The 26,654-nt window shown below is 38.2% G+C and carries 23 protein-coding genes and 2 tRNA genes; 8 read left to right on the forward strand and 17 right to left on the reverse strand.

Annotation, left to right across the window (positions count from 1 at the left end; genetic code table 11):
- Nucleotides 1–4: 4 nt before the first annotated feature.
- The 4 genes from ABU165_RS21340 to ABU165_RS21355 all read right to left on the reverse strand — a co-directional run bounded on the left by ABU165_RS21340 (nt 5) and on the right by ABU165_RS21355 (nt 7,131).
- Nucleotides 5–1,024, reverse strand: coding sequence for a hypothetical protein (locus ABU165_RS21340; RefSeq protein ID WP_318060901.1), 1,020 nt, complete (start codon nt 1,022–1,024; stop codon nt 5–7).
- Nucleotides 1,025–1,169: 145 nt separating this feature from the next.
- The gene (locus ABU165_RS21345) at nt 1,170–4,322 is read right to left on the reverse strand and encodes a type I restriction endonuclease subunit R (RefSeq protein WP_318060900.1); all 3,153 of its coding nucleotides are present in this window, start codon (nt 4,320–4,322) and stop codon (nt 1,170–1,172) included.
- A 3-nt stretch (nt 4,323–4,325) separates the two neighbouring features.
- Entirely contained in the window at nt 4,326–5,576 is a 1,251-nt protein-coding gene (locus ABU165_RS21350; RefSeq protein ID WP_318060899.1) for a restriction endonuclease subunit S, read from the reverse strand.
- Complete coding sequence (locus tag ABU165_RS21355; protein ID WP_318060898.1) at nt 5,560–7,131, reverse strand: type I restriction-modification system subunit M; 1,572 nt, start codon at nt 7,129–7,131, stop codon at nt 5,560–5,562. Before ABU165_RS21355 ends, ABU165_RS21350 begins: the two co-directional genes overlap by 17 nt.
- An 834-nt stretch (nt 7,132–7,965) precedes the next feature.
- Here ABU165_RS21355 and ABU165_RS21360 point away from each other — a divergent pair.
- The 4 genes from ABU165_RS21360 to ABU165_RS21375 all read left to right on the forward strand — a co-directional run bounded on the left by ABU165_RS21360 (nt 7,966) and on the right by ABU165_RS21375 (nt 12,686).
- The gene (locus ABU165_RS21360) at nt 7,966–9,345 is read left to right on the forward strand and encodes a recombinase family protein (protein WP_318060897.1); all 1,380 of its coding nucleotides are present in this window, start codon (nt 7,966–7,968) and stop codon (nt 9,343–9,345) included.
- Nucleotides 9,342–10,862 (forward strand): recombinase family protein, encoded by a 1,521-nt coding sequence (locus ABU165_RS21365; protein WP_318060896.1) that lies wholly within the window; start codon nt 9,342–9,344, stop codon nt 10,860–10,862. Before ABU165_RS21360 ends, ABU165_RS21365 begins: the two co-directional genes overlap by 4 nt.
- 376 nt (nt 10,863–11,238) lie before the next feature.
- Nucleotides 11,239–11,472 (forward strand): helix-turn-helix domain-containing protein, encoded by a 234-nt coding sequence (locus ABU165_RS21370; protein WP_318060895.1) that lies wholly within the window; start codon nt 11,239–11,241, stop codon nt 11,470–11,472.
- Nucleotides 11,473–11,474: 2 nt separating this feature from the next.
- A complete protein-coding gene (locus ABU165_RS21375; RefSeq protein ID WP_318060894.1) occupies nt 11,475–12,686 on the forward strand; it encodes a tyrosine-type recombinase/integrase in 1,212 nt (403 codons plus the stop codon).
- 87 nt (nt 12,687–12,773) lie between these two features.
- Here the strand turns inward: ABU165_RS21375 and ABU165_RS21380 are convergent, their stop codons facing one another.
- Complete coding sequence (locus ABU165_RS21380; RefSeq protein WP_318060893.1) at nt 12,774–14,135, reverse strand: hypothetical protein; 1,362 nt, start codon at nt 14,133–14,135, stop codon at nt 12,774–12,776.
- A gap of 132 nt (nt 14,136–14,267) precedes the next feature.
- On the opposite strand from ABU165_RS21380, the gene ABU165_RS21385 reads away from it, so the two are divergent.
- The gene (locus ABU165_RS21385) at nt 14,268–15,479 is read left to right on the forward strand and encodes a tyrosine-type recombinase/integrase (protein WP_318060892.1); all 1,212 of its coding nucleotides are present in this window, start codon (nt 14,268–14,270) and stop codon (nt 15,477–15,479) included.
- 80 nt (nt 15,480–15,559) lie between these two features.
- On the opposite strand, the gene groL is transcribed toward ABU165_RS21385, so the two are convergent.
- Together groL and groES are read right to left on the reverse strand one after the other, a co-directional pair.
- Nucleotides 15,560–17,191, reverse strand: a complete 1,632-nt coding sequence (gene groL, locus ABU165_RS21390) for a chaperonin GroEL (RefSeq protein WP_318060891.1) — start codon at nt 17,189–17,191, stop codon at nt 15,560–15,562.
- A 57-nt stretch (nt 17,192–17,248) separates the two neighbouring features.
- Nucleotides 17,249–17,533 (reverse strand): co-chaperone GroES, encoded by a 285-nt coding sequence (gene groES / locus ABU165_RS21395; protein ID WP_101552863.1) that lies wholly within the window; start codon nt 17,531–17,533, stop codon nt 17,249–17,251.
- 363 nt (nt 17,534–17,896) lie between these two features.
- Between groES and ABU165_RS21400 the strand changes: the two genes are divergently transcribed.
- Nucleotides 17,897–18,628: a CPBP family intramembrane glutamic endopeptidase gene (locus ABU165_RS21400; RefSeq protein ID WP_009795810.1), complete on the forward strand. Its 732-nt coding sequence runs from the start codon at nt 17,897–17,899 to the stop codon at nt 18,626–18,628.
- Nucleotides 18,629–18,841 (forward strand): YdiK family protein, encoded by a 213-nt coding sequence (locus ABU165_RS21405; RefSeq protein ID WP_009795809.1) that lies wholly within the window; start codon nt 18,629–18,631, stop codon nt 18,839–18,841.
- A 21-nt stretch (nt 18,842–18,862) separates the two neighbouring features.
- On the opposite strand, the gene tatC is transcribed toward ABU165_RS21405, so the two are convergent.
- From tatC to moaC, 4 genes are all read right to left on the reverse strand, one after another.
- Complete coding sequence (gene tatC, locus ABU165_RS21410; RefSeq protein WP_009795808.1) at nt 18,863–19,618, reverse strand: twin-arginine translocase subunit TatC; 756 nt, start codon at nt 19,616–19,618, stop codon at nt 18,863–18,865.
- An 18-nt stretch (nt 19,619–19,636) separates the two neighbouring features.
- On the reverse strand, nt 19,637–19,816 hold the full coding sequence (locus tag ABU165_RS21415) for a twin-arginine translocase TatA/TatE family subunit (RefSeq protein ID WP_009795807.1): 180 nt from the start codon (nt 19,814–19,816) through the stop codon (nt 19,637–19,639).
- A gap of 102 nt (nt 19,817–19,918) precedes the next feature.
- Nucleotides 19,919–20,587 (reverse strand): redox-sensing transcriptional repressor Rex, encoded by a 669-nt coding sequence (locus tag ABU165_RS21420; RefSeq protein ID WP_009795806.1) that lies wholly within the window; start codon nt 20,585–20,587, stop codon nt 19,919–19,921.
- Nucleotides 20,588–20,630: 43 nt separating this feature from the next.
- On the reverse strand, nt 20,631–21,113 hold the full coding sequence (gene moaC / locus ABU165_RS21425; protein ID WP_148951026.1) for a cyclic pyranopterin monophosphate synthase MoaC: 483 nt from the start codon (nt 21,111–21,113) through the stop codon (nt 20,631–20,633).
- Nucleotides 21,114–21,254: 141 nt separating this feature from the next.
- Here moaC and ABU165_RS21430 point away from each other — a divergent pair, with 141 nt between their 5' ends.
- Complete coding sequence (locus tag ABU165_RS21430) at nt 21,255–23,174, forward strand: ABC-F family ATP-binding cassette domain-containing protein (protein ID WP_318060890.1); 1,920 nt, start codon at nt 21,255–21,257, stop codon at nt 23,172–23,174.
- A gap of 300 nt (nt 23,175–23,474) precedes the next feature.
- Here ABU165_RS21430 and tsaD read toward each other — a convergent pair whose 3' ends face one another.
- From tsaD to ABU165_RS21460, 6 genes are all read right to left on the reverse strand, one after another.
- Nucleotides 23,475–24,494, reverse strand: a complete 1,020-nt coding sequence (tsaD, locus tag ABU165_RS21435; RefSeq protein ID WP_318060889.1) for a tRNA (adenosine(37)-N6)-threonylcarbamoyltransferase complex transferase subunit TsaD — start codon at nt 24,492–24,494, stop codon at nt 23,475–23,477.
- The gene (gene rimI, locus ABU165_RS21440) at nt 24,487–24,936 is read right to left on the reverse strand and encodes a ribosomal protein S18-alanine N-acetyltransferase (protein WP_035403427.1); all 450 of its coding nucleotides are present in this window, start codon (nt 24,934–24,936) and stop codon (nt 24,487–24,489) included. Before rimI ends, tsaD begins: the two co-directional genes overlap by 8 nt.
- Before the next feature lie 4 nt (nt 24,937–24,940).
- Nucleotides 24,941–25,651: a tRNA (adenosine(37)-N6)-threonylcarbamoyltransferase complex dimerization subunit type 1 TsaB gene (tsaB, locus tag ABU165_RS21445; protein ID WP_101552850.1), complete on the reverse strand. Its 711-nt coding sequence runs from the start codon at nt 25,649–25,651 to the stop codon at nt 24,941–24,943.
- Nucleotides 25,648–26,103 carry a tRNA (adenosine(37)-N6)-threonylcarbamoyltransferase complex ATPase subunit type 1 TsaE gene (gene tsaE / locus ABU165_RS21450; protein WP_101552848.1) on the reverse strand — a complete coding sequence of 152 codons (456 nt, stop codon included), beginning with the start codon at nt 26,101–26,103 and terminating at the stop codon, nt 25,648–25,650. The genes tsaB and tsaE overlap by 4 nt, the downstream gene beginning before the upstream one ends.
- Nucleotides 26,104–26,368: 265 nt before the next feature.
- Nucleotides 26,369–26,444, reverse strand: a tRNA-Asp gene (locus ABU165_RS21455).
- A 54-nt stretch (nt 26,445–26,498) separates the two neighbouring features.
- Nucleotides 26,499–26,572, reverse strand: a tRNA-Met gene (locus ABU165_RS21460).
- Nucleotides 26,573–26,654: the final 82 nt, after the last annotated feature.

Below are 26,654 nucleotides of genomic sequence, written 5' to 3' on the forward strand. Positions count from 1 at the left end.
GATTCTAATTTGATTCATACCAATAATACTCGTCTAAATATTTATTCTTAGTTGGAAAACCGGAGCTAATTAAATCTGACAATTTCTTGGATTGTTCAGATTCAACTAATGTGTATTTGCACATATGTATTAATTTTTCTTTTTCAATTGGTAAGTCATGTACCTTTAATTCCTCAAATAAATTAAACAATTCACCAATTACTCCAAGTATTATAGCTGTTTCACTAGTATAAATTAGATTTGATTGATTTTTGATATATTCTCTTTGGAAGTAACTCTTAAAATTATCCAAATCCAAATTAAAGTCCAATTGTCTATAACCTTCAAAAGAATAATTCTCAAGATTTCTTTCCTCGGTAAGGTGCTGCGGGTAGCTATGGGTCAATTCCGTAATACCGAATTCTTTTGTATTTAAAGCCGAATATTTATTCCAGACATAACCATGTGAACCACCGCTACCTAAATCTTTAGTAATTATCAGCTTACCTTCCTTTAAAGATGGATTGATATTGATTTCTATGCCGTACCTAGCATAACTAGCCACAAAACTACCATTCTTCCTTATATTATTTTGATAACCATTATTATTTACTAGCTTATAGATATCTTCAACGAAATTTTTGCTACTCCCAGTAACTATATATCTTGATTTTCCTGTTAAAGCAATAATGCTATTGGCTAAATAGAATTTTGCATAATACGCAGTAATTTCAATCCAATGCTGTAATCCGCCGTCATAAAGCTTTAATGCACATAAGTAATTATAAAAAGCCTTGTAAAAGTTAAATAAAGATTCATGTAACAATAACGCCTTAAAATATTCTAAATCATCCTGTTCTAATTCAACTTCAACCTGATTATTATTAATAGAGTTTTTAAATAGGTCTATGTTTTCAGGATATACTTTTTTAATAAAAAGGGGAACATTCCACTCGCTAGGTCTAGGAGGTATTCCTCTTATAGATAAACTTTTAGTCTTATAATCCGTTTCTTTATAAAATTCAATTAAACTTTTTCTATCCATACTTTCCCCCTTAAACACCTTATATTTCGGTTTATTTCTGTCCATACTTAAAATAAGTTGTTAGTGCAACTTGTATGTCAGACAGGGAAGAGATGCACAAGCATCTCTTCTTTTGATTTTGTAAATATAGCGGGTATGTCTATGGTTACGCCCTATACTTCTTAAAGTTCTCTGCCTGCTCAAATATCTCTTTAAAAATCTCGTCTTTAGGAACAGGAGGGTAATCGTTTTCAGCAAGCGTTAATATAAGATCAACTTTTAGCTCTGCCTTAATATCATCTCTACTCGACCAGTCTGTATATCTAGCTTTATCCGCGATGATTGCCTTTATTTCTTGTGATAGTTTAATAAGTTTCTCGTGCGGGTACTCAAATTCATGTTTCTCGGAAATTGCTTTGAGAATATCGTAGAAGGCCTTTTCCTCATAATCAATTCCTAAATCCTTGAAAGAATCGCGCTCTTTCATTAGTTCTGCGAACAAATCAGCAAATTGTTCTGCAACATCATCCAAAACATCGCTTTGTAAAGCTTGGAAATCTTTTCTTTCATTATATTGCTCAACCAATTTTTTAAATCTCTTTGAAAAGTCGACACCCTGAATTTTATTGGTCTTCTTAAATTCCTCAATTGCTTTTGACAGTAGTTTTTGTAAAAGTTTAATTTTAGTGTTTGGTAGTTTGATTTTATTGATCTTAGCCAAGTATTCATCACTAAATAAGTCCGCATTATTTTTCGGATCATTTTTATCAAGTTTGAATACTTCTTCTACCCCTTCACTTATTAACGCTTCCTCCATCATCTGCCTTACTTTTTCATTCATTTGAGCAGTGTCCGGAGCATCACCTTTTGTTAGTTTATGGATGATGGACCTTATAGCTAGGTAATAGTGAATATAATCTCTTTCCATTTGGCTTATATTTTCACTAGACACACATAAATTGTAGGCAGAGCGAAGTTTCTTCGTTATAGCCATAAAGCGTTTTTCTAATTGCTCCGTTTGTTGTACAAATTCTGCCGCTAGATTTAGGCACTGTAGCTGTTGCAATGGGGTTCCTTGAAAATATGCAGTATTATCAAATTTATAAAAGATTTTTCCTAATAAATCTAGCTGGTCCTTTACAATGACAACTGCCTTATCGATACCATCAAAATTTTCGCCCTCTACAACACCATATTTTTTCATCGCTACATTTAAATTGCTCTTTATTCCAAAATAATCGACAACTAATCCAGTTTCTTTACCTTCATAAACTCTGTTTACTCGTGAAATAGTCTGAATTAATGTGTGTTGCTGAATAGGCTTATCAATGTATATTGTATCTAGTGATGGTACATCAAATCCGGTTAACCACATATCGACAACGATGGCTATTTTGAAGTTTGATTTTTCATTTTTAAATTGTCTATCTAACTCTTTACGATATTCTTTCGTACCTAACAGGTCATACAGTTCTTTACTGTCATCTTTATTACGAGTCATGACCATTTTAATTTTTTCCATTGGTTTAATTTCTTTTTTTTCTTTATCAGAAAGCTCTACACCTTCGTCACAGACTCTAACTTCTGCCCATTCTGGACGTAGTGCAATAATTTCCTTATACAAGTCATAAGCAATATGTCGATTGGCAGCGACAAACATTGCCTTACCTTTTACTGTTGCACCTTCTTCAATTCTCTTTTCATAATGCTCTACAAAATCTTCAGCCACTAATTTTAACCGTTTAGGATCACCAAGAATAACTTCCATTTGGGTTACTGCTCTTTTACTTTCATCAATCTGATATTCATTAGCCCCAGCAGTTTCGCACACTTTATAGTACTCTTCGATTTCATGTAATTTTGTTTCATTTAGATTTACTTTAGCTGCTCTTCCCTCATAAACAATCCGTACAGTTATTTCATCATATACAGCTTCGATCATTGTGTATGCATCTTCTACTTCCCCAAATACATCTATGGTTGCATCCACCGGTGTTCCGGTAAAACCAACATAAGTTGCATTAGGCAGAGAATTGTGTAAATGCTTGGCAAAACCATATTTTTTCTCGACACCATCTTTAGTGATTTTTATTTTTTGGTCAAGATTTGTTTGTGAACGATGGGCTTCGTCCGAAATACAAATAACATTGTTTCTATCTGTTAACAAATCAACATCTTCATTAAACTTCTGAATAGTAGTTAAGAATACGCCACCACTTTTTCTATTTTGTAGGTAAGCCTTTAAATCTTCCCGACTTTCCACACTTATGACTTGATCATCACCAATAAAATACTTAGCATTTGTAAATTGTCCCGCAAGTTGATCATCTAAATCAGTTCTATCTGATATCAAGACAACAGTAGGGCTTTGTAGATCTTTATCTCTCATTAAAAGTCTTGTAAGATATAGCATGGTATAACTCTTACCAGAGCCTGTCGCTCCAAAATACGTACCACCCTTACCAGAACCTTGCGGCCTCATGTTCCTTTTAATACTTTTTAATAATTTTGTTGCCGCATAATATTGCGGATAACGAGGAACAATTTTTTCTTTTTTATTGCTTGTATCAGGGAAGTAAATAAAATGACGAACCACTTCTAGGAAACGTTTTGGGTTAAATAGACCCTTCACCATTGAATAAAGTGAATCAATACCATCTTTTTCAAACGACTCATTACCTTCTATTTTTCGCCATGCATAAAAGAAGTCATAGGGAGCAAATAATGAACCAGCCTTATTATTTACTCCATCACTAATCACACAAAATGCATTAAACTTAAAAAGCTCAGGGATATCCCTCTGGTAACGAACAGTCAGCTGAGTATGGGCATCCTTTATTGTCGTATTTTCTTTAACAGCACTCTTGAACTCTACCACTACTAGAGGTAAGCCATTTACATAAACAATTGCATCTGGAATACGCTTTTCAAACCCTTGTATCTCTAATTGGTTAACTATTCTAAATAGATTATTTTCGATATTATCAGGGTCGAAATCTATTAATTGAATAAATAAATCCTTTTTGCTCCGGTCTTCTCGTTTAAGAATAAAACCATCAGAAATCATTTTGATAATGGCTTTATTGCTTTCGTACAAAGTTGATGCAGGTAGCACTTCCATTTGCCGTATGATGCTTTCAATCTCATTCATCGTAATATCGTCAGATGAATAACGATTAAGTAAAAATACCTTTAAATCATCACGTAGAAGTACATCACTAACTTGCTTATGAATATCATTACCATTCTGGTGTTGATAGTTTTCAGCTTCAAAAAGCTCTATTACGGCTTGCTCTAAAGTTTCTTCTGTGAATTTCATTTCCTAACCCTCCACAGATATAAGTTTGGATAATAATATGTTCTTCAAATCATTTATAAGCTCGTTTTCTAACCTTTTTTCTTCAACAAATTCCATAATTAAATGAACTTTGTTCTCAAATTCAAAAATTATTTCTGGTGTTGGCTTTAGAATTATAAGTTTCTTTAACTCTGATAGTTTTATGCCTAATACCGTAGTGCCTGTTGCACGTCCCTCCATATCTTTCTTGGCTTCGGTAGTGCATAACCAGAAATATAGAAATAAACCTCTAGATAAATTCCTATTTACCCTTATACCATATAAGCGTTGGCTTAATACATAATCCTTCCTATTAGCAACATATAGTAATTCTCCCATAGGAGCCTCGGATGTCATAATAACATCTCCAATTTCAAGGGGGGATCTCATCCAATCTTTGTACGTCTTTTTATTCACATAACTTATCATCTCTTGTTTCACTATTGCACCATTACTAACATTCATGGCAGAAATTACAGGATAAATAAACTCTCCATCCTTATCTCTTAAATCCATTATTGATTTACTTTTTCCTCTGTGGGATATAATTATCTCTACAATATCTTCCAGAACCCCAACTTCCCAACCTTTTGGAATATCCTTTTCTAAAACATCATTATATTCCAATTCTCCCCCATTGGATTTATATGGGTTGCCATCTTCATCAGGGAATTCAAAATCAACAAACCATTGTTTGAAAATAGATTTTGCACTTTCCTCTAACTTTTCGATCAGACGATTATTTAATTCAATTCTATCTACCAATACCATGTATTCATTTACAATTTCCATTTGCTTATCAATGGATGGTACAGGAAGTTTCATATCACAAAAATCATCCCATTCAATACTCCCGCGAACTCCACCTATAGCATAAAAACAAGCTTCTCTATCAAACTCGCTCCTACTAAACCACATCATTAAATACTCAGGCAATATTATTTCTTCATCAATTACCTCAAATACAGGATAGGCTGCTGAAATAATTGCCTCATCATAATCCTTTAGTAATGCAACTGGCATTTTTTTGTCACGTCTTACTTGCATAGTGCTACAAGCAAACTGATTTTTCCTTATAATTTTATAGTTTTTCAAATCAGTTCCTACTATATTTGCAACAGATTGGATAAATTCTTTTGTGATACTTAACCCTAAAAGAGTTTTAACTCTAAGATTATCATTGCGTTCGTCAACTAACCTTATGCAATCTCCGATTCTTTTATAAATTGATGTCATAACCTAACCCCTTAAAAACACTTAATAGATCTTCTTTCGAATCTTCTTCAGCTTTAAGTAATTCAGTAAACTCGCTTCGTAACATTTTCATCTTTTCGTCAAAATCGATATCCTCATCACGGTTTGCAAATTGGATGTACTTGCTTGGCACTAATGAAAAATCTTTATTAGAAACCTCTTCAAAAGAAGCACTATAGCAATACTCTGCAACATTTTGATAATTATTCTCATAATCAGTTTGTTGCCAGTTGTGGTAGGTAGAGCTAATCTTGGCTATATCATCTTTAGAAAACTGGATATATTTTTTCTCAAAAGGTACACCCATTTCTCTTAAATCCATAAACAGAATTTCTTTTTCTCGGTTACGATACTTTTTTAATTTTCCGTTTTGTTCTACAGTCCTAGCTTTCTTGTTTTTATTAAGAATCCAGAGAGTAACACTAATATTTGTTGTATAAAACATATTTTGTGGTAATACTAGGATCGCTTCTACTAAATCATTTTCAAGAAGCTTTCTTCGTATTTTATACTCATCTCCGCCCCCACTTAATGCTCCATTTGCCAATAAAAATCCAGCAACACCATTCTCAGATAACTTAGAAACGATATTTAAAATCCAAGCATAGTTAGCATTTCCTCTAGGTGGTACTTCGTAACCTGCCCAACGTGGATCATCTGTTAACTCATTCTCAGCTCTCCACTGTTTCTGATTAAATGGGGGATTTGCCATTATAAAATCCGCCTTCAAATCCTTGTGCTGATCATTAAAAAAGGTATCTGCAGCGTTTTCTCCAAGATTTCCTGAAATCCCTCTTATAGCAAGGTTCATCTTTGCTAGTTTATAAGTAGTAGTTGTATACTCCTGACCATAAATCGAGATATCTTTTTTATTTCCTTGATGCGCCTCGATGAATTTTACTGACTGAACAAACATACCGCCTGAACCACAAGCAGGGTCATAAATTTTACCTTTATATGGTTCGAGCATTTCAGCTATAAGATTTACAATACTTTTTGGAGTGTAGAATTCTCCTTTACCTTTTCCTTCTGCTAATGCGAATTTACTAAGGAAATATTCATAAATCCGACCTACAATATCTTGTTGCTTGTCTTTAAGCGTATTGATGTTATTAATCGTGTCTATTAAGGATGCTAATTTATTTACATCAAAATTTAAACGAGAATAATAATTATCAGGTAAAGCACCTTTAAGCGATGGGTTATTTTTCTCAACTGTAAAAAGTGCTGTATCAATTTTTAATGCAATATCTTCTTGTTTTGCATTCTCTACTAAGTAACTCCATCGGGAAATCTCAGGCAAATAGAATACATTTTTCATGGTGTAAAACTCAACCATATCAACATATTTCTCTTTACCCTCATCTATTAATTCCGCTTTTCGTTCTTCAAATTTATCACTAGCAAATTTCAAAAAAATTAATCCTAGAACAACGTGTTTATATTCTGAAGCCTCAACGGATCCGCGTAATTTATTGGCGGAATCCCATAATGTTTCCTCCATACTCTTTTCTTTAACCTGTTTCTTTATAGCCATAAAAATAAAGCCCCCTGTCTTCCATTATCTAAATTAATTATATGAATTAGGAAATCCTTCCCAACTATCGTTTCTATTTCCATGATATTTCCAATATTAATTATACATCAAAATAACCAAGAAAACTTTAATAACTATATGGCAATCAGCCCACCAGAGTTCCGTTAGGCTAACTTAAACGTAGTACCCAAATTAATTTATCAATTCTTATCAACTAAACGTAAATAGTTCTTTTTACCTATAAGAATATTAATTTCTTAAAGTTAAGATGATTAACGCTTGAGGCCAATAGCATTTAATTTCACCTAGAAAGGAGGATTCCCTCAGTGGAGAACAAGAAAAACTCTAGTACAGATTGGTATAAACAATGTCTTGCCCACTGTGAAGATGTTGAAATCTCTAAAACTATTATTCTTTTGTTCTTCCACCTACAGGAACTAAAGAATGAACAAAATCATAAAGAAGATGCAAATTCCCGGATATGAAACACAAGTAATTATTAAGCCAAGAAAGAACCAAAGAACCAAGCGAACGGATGGTGTCCAGTTATCGCTTGATATAGATATAGAACAAAGAAAATCAGCTAATACCAAGTAACGTATAAATAATTCCCCTTCAGTCAAAGATGATTACAAAAAATAGACTGGAGGGGATAGTGTGAAAAACCCATACAGAATTGTAAAAGTCAGTTACTCCGAAGAGCTAACATTAGAATCTGAACTATGGTTCAGACGGTTTATTGAGAAAGCACTTCTTGATCATATTGCAAAAAATGATTATAGACTTCGGGCTTTACTGATTAGTAGAAAATAAATAATGAGAAAGGAAATTTTTATGAAGGAACAACAATTAATTGTGGTTTATAAACGAGTTAGTTCAGCTGCGCAAAGCCTTGAACTGCAAGATGCTGCAGCGAGAAGATATCTCGAATCACAAGATTTAGCTGGAAATGAAGATTTTATTATTTATTTATCTGATTATGATGTTTCAGCGACAAAACTAAAAATGAGCAAAAGACCAAAGTTAATGGAATTAATTCGTTTAATTCAAGAAGGCAAGGTTAAGACAGTAATTGGATATAAACGTGATCGGTTTGCTAGAAACTTTTATGAATTCGTAGATATAACAAAAATCTTTATTAAACATGATGTGGAAGTCATCTACACTGCTAGTAATGAACCACCATTTAGAAATAAACTGGCTCTAGAGGCATTCTATGGAATGTTTGGACAAATTGAAGGAGAAAATATTCGTTCACGTACAGATGATGCAAGAAAGCAATTTCCTTCTAGTATCTTTGGCTTCAAGCGGATCAAAGAAGAAGGTAAAGTACGTTTCTTAATTGACGAGAACAGAAGAGACATAGTTGTTACATTGTTCAATGATTTTAGTAACGTCTCTGATGAAGAGCAATTTATTGAGTTTTTATTAATCCGTCGAAAGGGACTTACCAAGCCTGAAAAACTACTTCGGTTATTAACTAATCCATTTTACTCTGCACATTACGAATCGAAAAATGGGTATCAGTTACTTCCTCATGTGGAGCCAATGATAAGCCTAGATCTTTTTCTTGCTGTTAAAACACAAATTGATAAGTTTATATCATACTATCAAGAAAAACTTCAGGAAGTTAACACTATATATTCTACCACTCCACTATGTGGTGAATGTAATAGTATAATGAAGCATCGGAAAGAAAATCCTCTTGATGCCGGATACTTTGTATGTAGTGATGATCATAGAAGAGTGGCTATTTCAGCTGAAGAATTTAATGACCTATTAATTCAAACTATTCTAGATCATGTTCAATCTATCTCCATCTACCAAGCCGAAAAGATTATTATAAAGCGAATAATTGCTGAAAATAAAAGGCTAGAGCGTGAACAGAAAAAAGCTGTTTCTGAATATCTCGATGCCTCTCTAACAGTAAGCACGCTTGATAAAAAAAATAAACCACTTATCCCAAAATATTTGGATAAAATTAAGGAACTCAAAGAAAGACATAACTCAATAGGTCAGGACCTTTTAGCATTAAAAGAACTTAGTGATGATATAAAAAATGTTAAACAATTAACACAGCTAAATTATAATAACTCACAACAAGAACTCCAAAAACTAATTGAATTACTTGTAGATAAGGCTCTTGTATTTGAAACTCATGTACAAATCGTTCTCTACCTTTCAGCATTCAGAAAGGATGTAGATGTATCATGAAAAAAATTAAAGCAATTGGATATAAACGCTACTCTGACAAAAAGCAAGATGGAAATCATTCATTAGAAATTCAAAAAAGCCAAATTCAACTTCTAGCTGAAAGAGAAAATCTTGAGATAATTGAATGGCGTGTAGACAAAGCAACAAGTGCCTTTCACAATAATGCGGGTAAACGCAAGGGCATACAAATGGTCCTTGATGACATTGCTAATGGAGCTGAGGCAATCTGTTTCTATGAAGAATCTAGAATTACTAGAAGTATTACTGACTTTTATAACGAGGTATATACACCTATTAAAAATCAATTTCCTCAAACTAAGTTTTTTAGCACCCAATCCGATGGTGAATGGAATCCTAATGATCCTATTACTCAAGCCAAGCTTGTCTTTGCAGCTGAAGAATCTGAAATAAAATCCATCCGGGCTAAAGATGCTCACGTAAATATGTTGAATCAAGATTACCCTAAACGCCCCGGATCTCGTATACCAATCGGTTATGATATGAAGGATGGTGTTCTATTTCCAAATGAAGATGCTAAAGTTGTTGAGCTTATCTTTTATCTGGCTAGTTTCGGGCATTCCCAGCAAATTATTGCTGAATTTCTCAATAAATGTGAAATCAAGACTAAAAAGGTAAAATATTGGAACAGCAGTACGATTGGCTATGTCCTATCCAACCGAGTATACGTTGGAAATTTAGCTTGGAATGTTAGAACTAGTTATGAAATCAGTAAACCAAAAGCCGAAAAAAATATCGATTTATTTAAGAATGTTCACGAACCTATTATTAGTCCAACAATCTTACATCTTATAAAACAAATTAGCGAATTTAAAAGTGATTATGGGACGATGAGTACCCCTTATTACCTTCGAGGCATAATCCTATGTAAAAGATGTCATTCACATTTAGTTGCGAAAGATAATTCTCCAAAGGGCAAACGTGGCAAATATATGATTTATAGATGCCCAGATTGTAAAAAAACAGTACCAATTATCCCTGTACATGAAACTGTTTTAAATGACTTACAAAAGAAGTGGGCTATACATTTTTCCACATTTGCTATTACGTCTAAAGAGCAACTTAAAAGCTGGTCTAACAAACTTAAAAATGCAAAACACAATCTGAAACAACTTCTAGAAAAATCACTTTATAACCAAAATATGTTAGCAACTGATATAGCAAACACCCCTCTTTTAGAGGAAGCATTCATGGTTGCACAGGAAGAGTTAAAAGATGAAATAGCCTATGTTAGTATGACAATGGATGAAATCGATAAATTACTTGACGACAATTACCTTGAATTATTCTTAAAAGAAATGTTACAGCAAAGCTTTTTAAACTTTACAGATAGTGAGATACGCGTTTTCTTCCTAATGTATTTTGATGAAGTAAATATTGACTTTGAGGCAAATAACGACATCCAAATTAATTATCGGCTCTCTCCGTTTGTTTTACTAGAAAATTTAACTGGTCATATAACCGAACAAATTGAGAAATTTGAAGATATGACTGGTTAAGAAACCGAAGAGTATAGTACTCAGATTGATTTCAAAATATGCAAACTCTCAAAAACCCTTGTAATCAAGGCTTTTTGGGAGTATTTATTCGGTTAGCTAACCATCGAAGAATTCTTCGATGGTTATATTACCGAACGTTTTATTTCCATTATGGTCAATAAACCGAAACATTAAACTAAAATAAAATATTATTTTTCAAGAAAAACCCTTCGAATATGAAAATACGAAGATAAAATATATTAAGTAAGACTTAATCAAATATCGTAACCGAACAAGCGAAAACCGCAGAAGTAACGTAACCAATTAACTATTAGTTGGCTATATACATCTGCGGTTTCTTTATTATCAATTAAATATAAATCTGGAGGTATTCAAAATGCAAACCACAAAAAAATATACAACTTGGGAATCACTACCTGACACTCTTACTGCACAGCATATTGCAGAATTTCTTGGTATTTCAAGAAGAAGAGTTTATGAGTTATTTCAAAGACAAGTAGAACACGGTGGTATTCCCTACTTTTCAATTGGGACATCAAAAAGAGTGGGAAAATCCGACTTTAAGAAATGGATTGTTAGATTAAAAGAGAAAAGTGAGGTTAATCAATAATTATGAAAGGCCATTTTAGAAAAAGAGGCTGTAAATGTAAACCGAACAATTGCACTTGTGGAAGGAAGTGGTCCTTTATAATAGATGTGGGGAAGGATCCAAAGACCGGTAATAGAAAACAGGAATCTAGAAGCGGTTTTAATACAAGACAAGAAGCCGAAGCCGCGGCAGCGGCTCTTATTACTGAAATAAACCAAAATACATTTATTAAAGAAACAGATATATTATTCAAAGATTGGGCTAATGAGTGGTTGCCGCTTTATATTGAAAGAAATGGACCGAAACCCGGAACTATTCGTCTAAGGCAGTACAGCATCAAAAAGTTATTACCTTACTTTGCCCATTTAAAACTTAAAAATATTACAAAAGAAATGTATCAATCTGCATTGAATGATTTAAAAGATCAAGGTTTTGCTAGAACTACAATTGAAGGGGTTCATACTACAGGAAAAATGATTTTTAATATGGCTGTTGATAAAAGAATGATTAAAATAGATCCCACTACAAATGCTTATATAAAAAAAGACGAGCAAATCATTATTGAATCCGATGAAGAAGAAATACCTTTATACTTTGAAAAAGAAGAGCTTGCACTTTTCTTAAAAAGAGTTAAAGAAAATGGACTTTTTATGGATGAAGCCATTTTTATTACCTTATCTTACACAGGTATACGTGTTGGAGAATTAGTTGTTCTAAAGTGGAAAGATATAGACTTCGATAAACACACGATTTATATTACAAAAACATATTACAACCCAGATAATAACACCGTTAAGTATCAGTTGGTTCCTCCAAAAACAAAAAAATCTAGACGCAAAATTGCTGTAGATACTGCAGTTATTGAGGCTTTAAAGAAACTTAAAGAAGAACAAGAAAAAATTATTCAACATCTAGGTGTCTCTTACAATGATAACGGTTATGTATTTGCTAATGTGTACCGTCATCCGGGCTATCCAGTATTAATTAAATTTGTTGAAAGCAGAATGGCTCGAATATTAAAACGGACCGAATTAAATTCAAGTCTTACTCCACATTCCCTTCGCCACACACATACGTCTCTTTTAGCGGAAGCCGGCGTTGGTTTGGAGGAAATTATGGATCGTTTGGGTCACCACGATGATGAAGTGACAAGAAGAGTGTATCTTCACGTTACAAATGAAATGAAACGAGAGGCATCTAATAAATTTAGTAATTTAATGAGTAACATTATTTGAAAGCAAAATGCAATTATTTTGCTTTCAAATTACATATAGGATTGCACTTAATTATAATCAAAAAATCCAGATTAGACCTAGAAAGTATTAATGATATGGAGCATCTTTAACCAATTTTGCACCGTTTAGTATTTGCTCTGGGTATTTTTCATCGTTAAATAATGAAACTTTTAATTCTTCGATAAATGTATTATTTAATATTAAAGGTCCTCTTTCGCCGATATTCGAAATAACCAACTTGTAAATATAATTAGATTCTTTGGGGACATCTCCGTTTTTACCGATTAAATAAAGAAGGTAATATAAAAAAAACTCATCATAAGAATTACCTTGTGGATTTAATATTTTTTCCTCTGTAAAGTCAGAAAAATGCTCATTTACAAAACGTTTGAGCTTACGAATATGTAGTACAGAAGTATGAATTAATTCTTTATAATTTTCCAAGACAGTCTGAACCAATTCATTGTCTATTGAAATATTACCAATCATATTTTTCAATTTACTCATTATATTTATTATTCCGAAACCAATCTGAATATCTTGTTGAGATATCAGAGGTACAGCTAATCTCATTTTATCATTACCTATAAATACTACATTATTTATAACTCTATCGGTAAACTCAAAAAAGTTCTTGGATTTATACTCAACTTTTTTACTTGTAACTTGAAGCTCAGTAAAGCCAAATCTGTTTTGTATTTGCTTGAGAATCTTCTTTCCAAAGTTCACATTGAAAATACATATACCAAAGAAATTAATTAAAACTTGGAGATGATTATCGTTATCTTCATAAGCTATTAAACTATGGCTACCACTTTCACACACTTCTGAAAATGCATTATAAACATCATTATTAGCAATATAAGACACAAAATTATCATCATTACCAGTTTCAATGAAATTTATTATGTTTGCAAAATCATCATATCTTTCATTAATATCATTTAGAGAACACAGCCATTCATAAGCTATTTTCGCCGCTAATCTTCTCATGGATAAACTGAATAACACCTCTAAACTAAAACCTATCTTTAGTTCAATTTCTTTATTATTTATATCAATCTGCTTAAGTTCTTTCCCTTTTCTTTCAGCAATCTTTTTGATTTTTTCAAAATCGCCAAATAAGTAATCTCCCTCTTTACTTTTATAAATGTTACCATTAAATAGTTCCATTGCATTTTTTATTTTTCTGTCATATTCAACACCATCTATTATTACTGTTACATCGTATTTTCCATATTTACTTTCCTTATTGGTAATATCTAAGTGATTTCTAAGGAATGTTAACTTAGAAATCACATCATACTCAAACGTACTTCCAAATTCATTATTATGACGAATTCTACATACATTTTTTTTAGTAATTTTGGCATTGGTTAAGCTCTCAGGAAAAATGTCTGAAACAGTTAAGACCTCTGTTGTATTACAGTAAATACATCTATTTGCCATGACGAACCTCCTTTAAATTTTCAACTTTTACATTTATTTCATTATACTCTAATAACATGAATGGTTGATATTCTTATCGGGTATAAATGATAGCTGTAAACAAAAACATTGAAAGAGAGGTCATCCAATGAAATGAAGGGACATTTTTACAAAAGAGGCTGCAAATGCAAAAAGAAAAAATGTACTTGTAGTTCTACTTGGGCCTTTATGGTTGATATCGGAATAGATCCAGTAAGCGGTAAACGCAAACAAAAAGGGAAAGGTGGTTATAAAACCAAACAAGAAGCTGAGTCGGCTGCTTCCGCACTTATTTATGAAATAGAGCAAGGAATGTATGTTGAAGAAAAAAATCAAACTTTTATCGAATTTGCAAAAGAGTGGCTTACCATTTACAAAGACTCTAAGGATGTAAAGCCCGGAACGATTCGTGTCAGACTACATGAAATAGACAAGTTAATTCCTTATTTTGCTCAATTAAAATTAAAGGATATTACAAGGAAGAGATATCAGGATGCTCTAAATGATTTAAAAGAAAAGGGATATTCTGATAGCACAATGAATGGAATAAATCGAACTGGAAAGATGATTTTTCGAAAAGCACTTGAAATGGAAATAATAAAGAAGGATCCAACAGCATTTTCATATCTAAAGAAAGATAAGAAAACAATTGAGCAGTTAGAGGAAGAAGAAGTTCCAAAGTATTTGGAGAAAGAGGAACTTGCTTTATTTTTAAAAACTGCTAAAGAGCATGGTTTAAATTTAGACCACTTAATGTTTCTCATCCTGTCCTACACAGGTATTAGAGTTGGGGAACTAGTAGCTCTCAAATGGAAAGATGTAGATTTTATTAATTATACGATTAGCATTACCAAAACGTACTACAATCCTAATAACAATACTCTTGAATATCAGTTAGTTACCCCAAAGACTAGGAAATCTCGACGTAAAATTATCGTCGCCGAAGAGGTGATAAACGCATTGAAGGGGCATAAAAAAATTCAAGATGAATTCATCGATCAGTTGGGGGATACTTACCATAACGAAGACTTTATCTTTGCCAAAATGGAACGGCAATTTGGTTACCCTATTGTCATCAAGACTGTACAAAACAGAATGGCTAGGCTACTTAGGATTGCAGGCCTTAACCAAGAGTTAACACCGCATTCTTTACGACATACACATACTTCACTTCTAGCGGAAGCTGGTGTTTCACTCGAACAGATCATGGACAGACTTGGACATTCCGATGATCAAATTACAAAGAATGTGTACCTCCACGTTACGCAAGAAATGAAAAAAGAAGCTTCCCACAAGTTTGCTCAACTCATGAGAAGCCTCCGTTAAAAACTTCATGTTAACAAAATGTTAACATCACACTCTCATCTTACATAAAACCCTTATCTATCAAGGGCTGGAGGGCATTATTACATCATGCCGCCCATTCCGCCCATTCCGCCCATATCAGGCATTGCAGGGCTGGCATTTTCTTCCGGCTTGTCAGCAACTACAGCTTCTGTAGTCAGGAACATAGCCGCAACAGATCCAGCGTTTTGAAGGGCTGAACGAGTTACTTTTGTTGGGTCAACGATACCGGCTTCGATCATGTTTACCCATTCGCCAGTAGCAGCGTTGAAGCCAGTGCCTACGTCTTCGCGCTTCAGGCGGTCAACGATGACAGAACCTTCAAGGCCTGCGTTGTGGGCGATTGTTCGTACAGGCTCTTCCATTGCGCGAAGAACGATGTTGATGCCAGTCGCTTCGTCGCCTTCTGCTTCAAGGGAAGCCACTTTATTGTATACGTTCAGAAGGGCAACGCCGCCTCCGGAAACGATTCCTTCTTCTACTGCAGCGCGAGTAGAGTTCAGGGCGTCTTCGATGCGGAGCTTGCGCTCTTTCAGTTCAGTTTCAGTTGCAGCTCCAACCTTGACAACTGCTACACCGCCAGCCAATTTAGCCAGGCGCTCCTGCAGCTTTTCACGGTCGAATTCGGAAGTTGTTTCTTCCAGCTGAACGCGGATCTGGTTCACGCGGCCAGCGATTTGAGCGCTGTCTCCAGAACCTTCAACGATTGTTGTGTTTTCTTTGGAAACCACTACTTTAGAAGCGCGTCCTAAAGAATCGATTGTGGCAGATTTAAGGTCGCGTCCAAGCTCTTCAGTGATTACTTCACCGCCAGTAAGGACTGCGATGTCTTCAAGCATAGCTTTACGGCGGTCGCCGAAGCCAGGAGCTTTAACAGCAACAGCATTGAATGTGCCGCGAAGTTTGTTCACTACTAGCGTAGCAAGCGCTTCGCCTTCCACATCTTCAGCTACAAGCAATAATGGCTTGCCTTGCTGTACAACCTGCTCAAGAACAGGAAGGATTTCCTGGATGCTTGTGATCTTCTTGTCAGTGATCAGGATATATGGATTTTCAAGAACAGCTTCCATCTTGTCAGAATCAGTTACCATATAAGGAGATGCATATCCGCGGTCGAACTGCATACCTTCTACAACATCCAATTCAGTTGTGAAGCCTTTTGATTCTTCGATTGTGATGACGCCGTCGTTGCCAACGCGCTCCATTGCTTCTGCAATCAGCTGTCCGACTTCGTTGTCAGCAGCAGAAATTGCAGCAACCTGTGCAATGGACTCTTTGCCTTCGATTGGCTTGGAGATGGACTTAAGCTCTTCTACAGCCGCAGTTACCGCTTTTTCGATTCCTTTGCGGATGCCCATTGGGTTAGCGCCTGCTGTTACATTCTTAAGGCCTTCACGGATCATAGCCTGTGCAAGGACAGTTGCAGTTGTCGTACCGTCACCGGCAACATCGTTTGTCTTGCTTGCTACTTCAGCTACAAGCTTGGCACCCATGTTTTCGAATGCATCTTCAAGCTCGATTTCTTTTGCGATGGTAACACCGTCATTTGTGATAAGAGGTGAACCGAATTTCTTCTCAAGAACCACGTTGCGTCCTTTAGGTCCAAGAGTAACTTTTACCGCATTTGCAAGGGAATCCACTCCACGCAGCATGGCGCGGCGGGCTTCTTCACTAAACTTAATCTCTTTAGCCATTGTAAAAAAACCTCCTCAAGTTTTATGGTGTGTATAGTGTCCGGCTTACGGGGGCTATTAGCCTACAATTGCCAGAATATCGTTTTCGCGTAAAATCAAGTATTCTTTGCCTTCGTATTTCACTTCTGTACCGGCATATTTTGAGAAGATAATCGTGTCGCCAGCAGCAACTTCCAGCTCAACACGCTCGCCGTTTTCAAGAACGCGCCCTGTACCTACAGCAACAACCTTGCCTTCCTGAGGCTTCTCTTTAGCTGTGTCTGGCAGTACGATGCCGCTTGCAGTCTTTTCTTCCGTTTCAACAAGCTCGATAATAATACGATCACCTAGTGGCTTTAACAAGTGAAACAACCTCCTCAAATCTTTTATGTAGTTATTTATTAGCACTCTCATCTAATGAGTGCTAACACAATTATTATATTAATGAATCTTCACTTTATTTGCAAGTGGGACGCATAAAAAATTTTGTTAAAAATGTGCTGCTTCTATGTATAAGGCTGTGTGAAACAGAGCTTAACACGTATGGGCCAAAAATGAACATGGAACACTGACAAATCCATGTAAAAATGGCCAACCCTTTAAGTATATGAAGGAAATAAGATTTTATTCTATATATTTAAGGTAGCGCCCTCTTATTTGTGATCTATGCTCATTATTAGTAGAATGGTATGTATGGCATGTTTTTAGATAAAGGAGAATAAACTTTTGAAGAATGAATATTGGATTATCCTGATTGTTTATATAGGCATGCAGTTATCGAGCTATCTTGGAGTTCCGCTTTTCGCAGTGATCGGAACTATATCCGGCGGGAGCCCGGCGGAAGTGCAGGCGCTGTCTGTCGCCTACTGGCTTGTTTTCAGCTTTACAGTTGCCCTGATCCTTGTGCTATTCCTGCTGCGGAAAGAATTTAAATCAAAGGAGACGCTTGACCGCAGTGCTTCGTCTCCGCTTGCTTCCGTCGCCTGGGCAATTGCCGGTGTCTTCCTGGCACTGTTTGCACAGTCGCTTGCAGCTAATATCGAAAACCTGATCGGCATTGAAATGGGCTCTGAGAACACCCAGCAGATCATCAGGATCATCGAGACCCTGCCGCTCGTCGTGATTGTCAGCAGCATCATCGGCCCGATACTGGAGGAAATCGTCTTCCGGAAGGTCATCTTCGGCGCCCTTCATAAAAGAATGAACTTCTTTTTGGCGGCCCTGATCAGCTCAGTGATTTTTGCTTTCGCGCACCTCGAGCCTGAGCATGTGCTCCTTTATTCTGCAATGGGCTTCACATTCGCGTTCCTGTATGTGCGGACCAAGCGGATCCTTGTCCCGATTTTTGCGCATGTGTCGATGAATACTTTGGTAGTCATCATTCAAATGAATCAGGACAAACTACAAAAGTGGATAGAAGAAATGGAACAAATTCAAAGTTTTATTGGGGGATTTTAAATGAGGCAGTCACCGCTGTTTTCCGGATTCATCTATATATTCCTGGGCGTGCTGTTTACTTACTTTGCGATCCAGAATATAAATGAAACCGGTGAATGGGGATTTTTCACGTATCTGCTCGTGCTTCTGGCAACTTTTGATTTCGGTTCAGGCCTTCGGATGATTGCCTTTCACTATAAAATCAAACAAATTAAAAATAACCAAAAAAAATGAGCCTTATTCCAGGCTCATTTTTTATTTGGCTTCCATTTCCTTTGCCTGCAGCCTTTCAGCCTCCAGCACTTTTTTATATGAAAATCTGGAGATGAAAATGCTCAATTCATATAGAAGCAAAAGAGGCACTGTTACCATCATATGCGACAGCAGCTCAGGCGGCGTAATGAAGGCCGCAATGACAAGCAGTACAAAATATGCATACTTACGGATGCTTGACAGAAACATCGGTGTGACAATGCCAAGCCTGGTCAGGAACATGATGACAACCGGCAGCTGAAAAAGGATCCCGAACGGAATGGTCAGCTGGAACAGGAACTGAAAATACTCATTGATCCCAATCACCTGATTGATATCAAGCCTGTCCGCAATCCGGGTCATAAAGTCCACAACAAACGGAAAAAGTATAAAGTATGAAAATGCCACTCCGCCAATGAACAAGATCACAGAAACAGGAATATAGCTCAGTGTGACCTTCCGTTCCTTCTCATACAAACCTGGACTGATGAACGCCCAGAATTGGTAAAGGATGACCGGGGATGTCATGACAAAAGCTATAATAAAAGCAAACTGCATATAGATTTTTACTGGATCGGTCAGGCGGAATGCGTTCATCGTCAGCTCTTTCGCTTCATCGGCGCCCTGCAGATACACAATGAGGGGCTCGGCGAGGAAAAAGCTTAAAATCATCGCGCAGAACAAGAAAACGACTGTCATGACAAGCCGTTTTCTTAATTCGCCTATATGTTCGTAAATTGTCATATCCTTATGACTCATACATATAACATCCTTATGTTACTTAACTTCTTTTTTCTTCTCTTCATCTTCGTCATTCATAAGCCCTTTGGTAGCGGATTTGAATTCACGGAGGGTATTGCCGGCAGCTTTTCCAAGCTCAGGCAGTTTCTTCGGTCCAAAAATCAGCAAAGCGACAAAAACAATAAGCAAGAGGCTTCCCATTCCTAAATTCATCATTGCGCCTCACCTCCCTTTATCTATCATATTGATGATACCACTAACGCCTGTATAATTCTATCCGTAATGCTAACTTTGCTATAATTGTCACATTCCGGAACCTTACTCTTCTGCTTCCACTTCCTGAAGGGCTTCCATTGGATAATGCTTCAGGAAGTAGACGAGCGACTGCAGCTCCACAGCCAGGTCGATATGATGGACCCTGATGGCAGAAGGAACTGTGAGCCTTGCCGGTGTAAAGTTGAGGATGCCCTTGATGCTTCCTTTTACAAGCCTGTCCGTTATGGCTTGGGCAACCGGTGCCGGCACTGTCAGGATGGCGACTTTAATAGCGTGCTCTTCAGATATTCTTTCCAAATCATCCATATGGAAAACAGGCACACCGCCAATATCTGTGCCTACTTTTCCGGCATCAACATCGAATGCCGCTTCGATCTTGGTATTATTATTTTTCAGGAAGTTATAGTTCAAAAAAGCAGTCCCAAGGTTTCCTACCCCGATAAGGGCAACCTTTGTCACTTCGTCCTGATCCAGCGTCTTGCGGAAAAAAGACAGCAGATAGTTAACATTATAGCCGTAGCCTTTTTTCCCAAGCGCACCAAAGTAAGAAAAATCCCTTCTGATTGTAGCAGAATCCACCTTCACAGCTTCACTGAGCTCCGCCGAGGAAACTCTCTGTTTACCTGAAGAGTGGAGATTTTTTAAAAATCGATAATACAGCGGCAGTCGTTTGGCCGTTGCCTGCGGTATTTTAATGGCTTCATTTGACATAGCTTTTCCCCCCACCCTGCTGATTTTCTATTGTATTTGTCTGCTATTCTTTTTTGAAGTCCCCATTTTTTCCGCCTGTCTTTTCAACAAGATAGGTTTGTCCGATAATCATTCCCTTATCGAGAGCCTTGCACATATCATAGACCGTCAGCGCACAGGCACTGGCAGCTGTCAGCGCTTCCATTTCAACTCCGGTAGACCCTTTTGTCCTAACCTGAGCAGAAATATTAAGCCGGTAATCTTCTTCTGATTTTTCCCATCCAAAAGAAATATCGATGCCGGTCAGCGGAATGGGATGGCACATAGGAATGATTTCCCACGTCTTTTTGGCGGCCATGATGCCAGCTACCTGGGCCACTGCCAAAACATCGCCTTTTTTCATGCTGTTGCCGGTTATTTTTTCGTATATTTCACTGTTAACCGTTATACTTGAGTGAGCAGATGCAGTCCGGACAGTTTCGGGCTTGCTGCTGACATCCACCATGCGGGCTCTGCCCTCATTATTAAAATGTGTGAATTCTGACATTCATAAACACCTCTCTAAAGAATCATACACTATTTTAAATAGGTATGTAAGCTATATTGTATGATGTTTCACAAATTTCATCTTATTGCTGTGAGGGAATGAATAGGATACACTAACCTTTAGAATACAGAGGTGAGAACAATGATTTTACTTCAGGTAAATCAGCTGTCAAAGTACTTTGGAGCTGACATGATTTTATCCAATATAAAGCTTGAGGTGCAAACGCGCGACAGGATCGCCCTTGTGGGCAGGAACGGTGCGGGCAAATCAACGCTTTTGAAAATAATAGCAGGGCATATGTCCCATGATTCAGGCGAAATCATTAAACCGAAGGATGTTTCCATCGGCTATCTGGCACAGAATACAGGGCTTGAATCTGCCCTTTCCATCTGGGATGAAATGCTTTCGGTCTTCAAGGGGCTGAGGGAGATGGAAGCTGAGCTCCGCCGGCTGGAAGAAAGAATGGCAGATCCCGGCGCATTCAATGATCCTGGCTCCTACGAGAAGATCCTTAAGGAATATGATCTGCTGCAGGTACAGTTCAAGGAACAGGGAGGCTATCAGTATGAAGCCGATATCCGCTCCATCCTGCACGGACTGAATTTTCATTCCTTTAGTTATGATACAAGCATATCTGTCCTTAGCGGCGGCCAAAAAACAAGGCTGGCTTTAGCCAAATTGCTGCTGACCAGGCCAGATATCCTGATTCTGGACGAGCCCACCAACCATCTGGACATTGAAACCCTATCCTGGCTGGAGCAATATCTGCAGGGCTATGAGGGAGCCATTCTCATCGTTTCCCATGACCGTTACTTCCTTGATAAGGTCGTCACACAGGTATATGAGATAACACGCCAGCAGATTTCCAAATTCCCTGGCAACTACAGCTACTATTTAGAGAAAAAAGCTGAGAATTACGAAAGGGATATGCGCCAGTATGAGAAGCAGCAGGAGGAAGTGGCCAAGCTGCAGGACTTTATCCAGCGCAACCTGGCACGCGCCTCGACAACCAAGCGGGCACAGAGCCGGAGGAAAAAGCTTGAAAGGATGGAACTGATGGACAGGCCGCTCGGCGATGAGAAATCAGCTGCTTTCAGCTTTGATATTTTAAAGCAGACCGGCAATGATGTGCTGAAGGTCAATTCCCTTGAGGTCGGTTACAGCGGAAATAAGGTTTCAGAGAATATCTCTTTCCGCATGTCACGAGGAGACAGCGTTGCACTAGTGGGTCCAAATGGCGTCGGTAAGTCTACCCTGCTGAAAGCCCTCATTCAAAAACTGCCGGCAATCGGCGGCAGTATCGATTACGGGTCGAATGTAGAGATTGGCTATTATGACCAGGAGCAGGCTGAGCTGAAATCAAACAAACGTGTCCTGAATGAATTATGGGATGACTATCCTCTCCATAATGAAAAAGAAATCCGCACGGTACTGGGGAATTTCCTTTTCTCTGGAGATGATGTCCTAAAGCCAGTATCCGCGCTGAGCGGAGGCGAAAAAGCGCGGCTCGCCCTTGCTAAGCTGATGATGCAGAAAGCCAATTTCCTGATCCTAGATGAGCCGACGAACCATCTTGATCTCGACAGCAAGGAAATACTTGAGAATGCCCTCATAGACTATCCAGGCACAATTTTATTCGTATCCCATGACCGCTATTTTATCAACCGGATAGCATCAAAAGTGCTGGAGCTTGAAAACAGCGGAGCAACAGAATTCCTCGGGGATTATGACTATTATGTTGATAAAAAGCAGGAGCAGGCTGAGCTTCTGGCCTTGGAGACAACAAAAGCAGAGAAGGCTGCACCTGTAAAAACAGATAAGCAGTCATATATACAGGATAAAGAAACAAAGAAGCTTGAGAGGCAGAAAATGCGCAGGCTTGAAGAGATTGAAGCACGGATCGAACAGCTGGAATCATCCATTGAGGATTATGAACAGCAGCTTTGCGAGCCAGAGATCTATCAGGACCATGAAAAAGTTTTAGCCATTACTAAAGACAACAGCGAAGCTAAAGAAGAACTCGAACTGCTAATGGAAGAATGGGCAGAGCTTGCTGAATAGGCTTTCATTTTAATCTGCAGAATCAGGCTTCCACAGCCTGGTTCTTTATTTTTGTTATTCACATTTTTATTCACAGACTGAGTGTATATTTAACTGTATTCCACAGGGTTTTCCACATTATCCACAATTAAAGATGTTTTTATCCACATTGTCCACGGATTCAACGGAATCTATCTCAGTTATCCACATCTCTTTCTGTTAACAATAGATTCAGAAATTTAAATCTGTTGATAACATCTGCTGAAGACATAAAAAGCCGGTTCAGCACCTTTGAAAGGTTATGAACCGGCTTAGATATCATTAGTTATGAAGAGAGAGGTCTAATCCTGGATTGGCGTTAAGTGCAAGGTCTGACCGGATACCCTTTTCGTATAAAATAGTGCCGGCAGCCGCAATCATGGCTGCATTATCTGTGCAAAGTGAAAGAGGAGGAATCACCAGCTCGGATTCCAGGGTGCTGAATTCTCCTTCCAGTGCAGCCCGCAGCCCTTTATTGGCCGCCACTCCACCTGCAAGCAGCACTTGCTTTACATTGTATTCTTTGACTGCTTTTACCGTTTTAGTTACGAGTACATCAATGACACTTTCCTGAAAGCTTGCAGCCAGGTCTTCAGGCGCAATTTTGATGCCTTTCTGCTCCGCATTGTGTACGGTATTGATGACAGATGATTTAAGCCCGCTGAAGCTGAAGTCATAAGACTCTTCCTCCAGCCAGGCCCTCGGAAATTGGATGGCCGGACTTCCCTCATGAGCGAGGCGGTCAATATGGGGACCTCCGGGATAAGGCATCCCCAGAATGCGGGCAACTTTATCATAAGCTTCACCTGCAGCGTCATCCCGCGTTTCCCCAATTACCTCGAAATGGCCATGCTCTTTCATATACACCAATTCTGTATGCCCTCCTGATACAACAAGCGATAAAAGCGGAAACTTCATCTCTGTGATCAGGCGGTTAGCATAAATATGGCCGGCAATATGATGAACGCCGATCAGCGGCTTATTATGGGCAAATGCAAGGGCTTTTGCAGCATTAACTCCGATGAGCAGCGCTCCTACAAGACCTGGTCCTTCCGTTACGGCAACTGCATCTATTTCCTTCATGGAAATCCCGGCCTGCTGCAGGGCTTCCTCCAGTACAAGCGTCACCTGCTCAACGTGGTGGCGGGAAGCTATCTCGGGAACAACGCCTCCAAACCGCTTATGGCTTTCGATCTGCGATGCCACTACATTTGACAGTATCTCTGTTCCATTTTTGATGACTGCAACAGCTGTCTCATCACAGCTTGTCTCAATTCCTAGAATTAATGTATCTTTATTCATCTAATTTCACCCACATTACAATCGCATCTTCCTGATTGTCTGTATAATAGTTTTTTCTTATGCCGCCGTTTTGGAATCCCAGCTTTCGATACAAAGACTGTGCAGCAATATTCGTAACCCTTGCTTCAAGCGTCATAGTGACAGCCCCCAGCTCTTTGGCTGCTTCCATCATCTTCTTCATCAGGGCCTCTCCAAGCTTCTTTCCCCTGTACTCCGGGAGGACAGCTATATTGGTCACATGTGCCTCATCTACGACTATCCAGGCACCACAGTAACCTATAACAGCATCATCATCCTCCAGTACAAGATATACCGCAAACTGATTTTTAGTCAGTTCATTGATAAAAGCATCCCTGCTCCACGGGAGTGTAAATGACTTGTGCTCTATGACGAGCACCTGGTCGATATCTTCCTCTGCCATAAAACGAAATGAATAACCCATGATCTTATTGCCCGGCTTCCGGCTTATTCTTGCTTTCCAGCCATTTTGCTTCCGCCTCTGCCAAACGGATATAGTTTGGCACAAATGTATGGACGTCGGTGCTTTCTTTATCTTTTCCCAGCAGCGCCAATTCAGAAGGACGCGGATTATAATCAGTCAACCCTGCAAACCTTGCCTGATCTCCAAGCGTTTTAGCTATTACTTCCTTATGGAGGGGAACATCATTTCCTGTAAACAGCACCGGTTGATCGTATTGCTTCAGCCTCTCTGCCCAATCAGCAGATAATAGCAGCTGATCTTCCACAACATTCACCAGATTGCCCTTTTCATAACGATAAAGGCCGGTATATACCTGGCCCCTTCTGGCATCTGTCAGAGGGGATACAAGGCCTTCAAAATAACGTCCTGCAGATGCGGCCGACACTGCAAGGCTTGAAACGCCAGTCAGCGGAACCTGAAGGGACCAGGCCAAAGTCTTGGCTATTGTAACGCCGATCCGGACACCGGTATAAGATCCAGGCCCTTGTGCAACCACAACTTTCTCTATATCCGCGGCGGTCAAATCACAGTCCCTTAATAATGTTTCAATTGCGGGCATAATTCGGACAGAATGGTTTTTTTTCAAGTTGGTTATATACTCGCCTATAACTTTCTCATCATCGATTACGGCTATTCCCAGCACATAATTGGATGTGTCTATCGCTAATACCTTCATCCCAATATCTCCTTACATAATTCCTCATATCTAACGCCATACGGTTTAAGGATAAGCATCCTGCTTCCTGCCTCACCGTGCCGGATATCAATCTGAAGTCTTTCTTCCGGAAGCTGGTCTTCAATGAGATGGGCCCATTCGACAACGGTAACACCTTTGCCCTCAAAATACTCATCAAACCCAAGGTCCTCAGAGGAATCCTCTACACGGTATACATCCATATGATAAAGCGGCATACGGCCCATATATTCTTTGATGATGGTAAAAGTGGGGCTGCTTACATTCCGCTGGACGCCCAAACCCTGGGCAAGGCCTTTTGTAAAAGTCGTCTTCCCTGCTCCCAGATCGCCCTCCAGGGTCAATACATCGCCTGGCAAAAGACGCTCTGCAAGCCTTTTTGAAAAATCCATCGTCAAATCCGGGCTGCCGGAAACAAACTCAAACTGCTTCATATTATAGTCACCTTTATCAGTAAAGTAATTATTGTGTGAAAAACGTACAAATTAAGCGCAGAACCTTATAAAACACATCTTATATAAGTGTACATGATTTTGAGGGATTGGGCAAAAAGGCCGGATGCAGCCTTTATCATGCCATTGAGTACATCCAACTTTTTTTTTCAATTAAAATAAGACCCGGCAGGTTGCCGGGTCTTCATATTTAAGCATAAAAAAAACGAAACTCCGTTCCGTCTGGTAAACTTCAAAATTATTAAAATGGCGGTCCCGACGGGAATCGAACCCGCGATCTCCTGCGTGACAGGCAGGCATGTTAACCGCTACACCACGGGACCGTAATAGCAGTTATTAAAGTATAAGTCTGCTGTCATCCTTATGTAAATGGATTATTGCGGGGGCAGGATTTGAACCTGCGACCTTCGGGTTATGAGCCCGACGAGCTACCGAACTGCTCCACCCCGCGACGATAAAAGTATTCTAAAACAGCCCGGCAGCGTCCTACTCTCACAGGGGGAGAGCCCCCAACTACCATCGGCGCTGAGAAG

Origin of the sequence: Cytobacillus sp. T106 (assembly GCF_040492155.1) — a bacterium.
Classification (GTDB): Bacteria; Bacillota; Bacilli; order Bacillales; family Cytobacillaceae; genus Bacillus_AB; species Bacillus_AB infantis.

Coding starts and splice junctions, on each gene's coding strand:
- ABU165_RS21340 (WP_318060901.1), bottom strand. CDS start 1,024: ATGGATAGAAAAAGTTTAATTGAATTTTATAAAGAAACGGATTATAAG.
- ABU165_RS21430 (WP_318060890.1), top strand. CDS start 21,255: ATGATTTTACTTCAGGTAAATCAGCTGTCAAAGTACTTTGGAGCTGAC.
- tsaE (WP_101552848.1), bottom strand. CDS start 26,103: ATGAAGCAGTTTGAGTTTGTTTCCGGCAGCCCGGATTTGACGATGGAT.
- moaC (WP_148951026.1), bottom strand. CDS start 21,113: ATGTCAGAATTCACACATTTTAATAATGAGGGCAGAGCCCGCATGGTG.
- ABU165_RS21380 (WP_318060893.1), bottom strand. CDS start 14,135: ATGGCAAATAGATGTATTTACTGTAATACAACAGAGGTCTTAACTGTT.
- ABU165_RS21420 (WP_009795806.1), bottom strand. CDS start 20,587: ATGTCAAATGAAGCCATTAAAATACCGCAGGCAACGGCCAAACGACTG.
- rimI (WP_035403427.1), bottom strand. CDS start 24,936: ATGGGTTATTCATTTCGTTTTATGGCAGAGGAAGATATCGACCAGGTG.
- ABU165_RS21360 (WP_318060897.1), top strand. CDS start 7,966: ATGAAGGAACAACAATTAATTGTGGTTTATAAACGAGTTAGTTCAGCT.
- ABU165_RS21405 (WP_009795809.1), top strand. CDS start 18,629: ATGAGGCAGTCACCGCTGTTTTCCGGATTCATCTATATATTCCTGGGC.
- ABU165_RS21415 (WP_009795807.1), bottom strand. CDS start 19,816: ATGATGAATTTAGGAATGGGAAGCCTCTTGCTTATTGTTTTTGTCGCT.
- tsaD (WP_318060889.1), bottom strand. CDS start 24,494: ATGAATAAAGATACATTAATTCTAGGAATTGAGACAAGCTGTGATGAG.
- tsaB (WP_101552850.1), bottom strand. CDS start 25,651: ATGAAGGTATTAGCGATAGACACATCCAATTATGTGCTGGGAATAGCC.
- ABU165_RS21375 (WP_318060894.1), top strand. CDS start 11,475: ATGAAAGGCCATTTTAGAAAAAGAGGCTGTAAATGTAAACCGAACAAT.
- ABU165_RS21350 (WP_318060899.1), bottom strand. CDS start 5,576: ATGACATCAATTTATAAAAGAATCGGAGATTGCATAAGGTTAGTTGAC.
- ABU165_RS21365 (WP_318060896.1), top strand. CDS start 9,342: ATGAAAAAAATTAAAGCAATTGGATATAAACGCTACTCTGACAAAAAG.
- ABU165_RS21370 (WP_318060895.1), top strand. CDS start 11,239: ATGCAAACCACAAAAAAATATACAACTTGGGAATCACTACCTGACACT.
- ABU165_RS21355 (WP_318060898.1), bottom strand. CDS start 7,131: ATGGCTATAAAGAAACAGGTTAAAGAAAAGAGTATGGAGGAAACATTA.
- ABU165_RS21385 (WP_318060892.1), top strand. CDS start 14,268: ATGAAGGGACATTTTTACAAAAGAGGCTGCAAATGCAAAAAGAAAAAA.
- groL (WP_318060891.1), bottom strand. CDS start 17,191: ATGGCTAAAGAGATTAAGTTTAGTGAAGAAGCCCGCCGCGCCATGCTG.
- tatC (WP_009795808.1), bottom strand. CDS start 19,618: ATGAGTCATAAGGATATGACAATTTACGAACATATAGGCGAATTAAGA.
- ABU165_RS21345 (WP_318060900.1), bottom strand. CDS start 4,322: ATGAAATTCACAGAAGAAACTTTAGAGCAAGCCGTAATAGAGCTTTTT.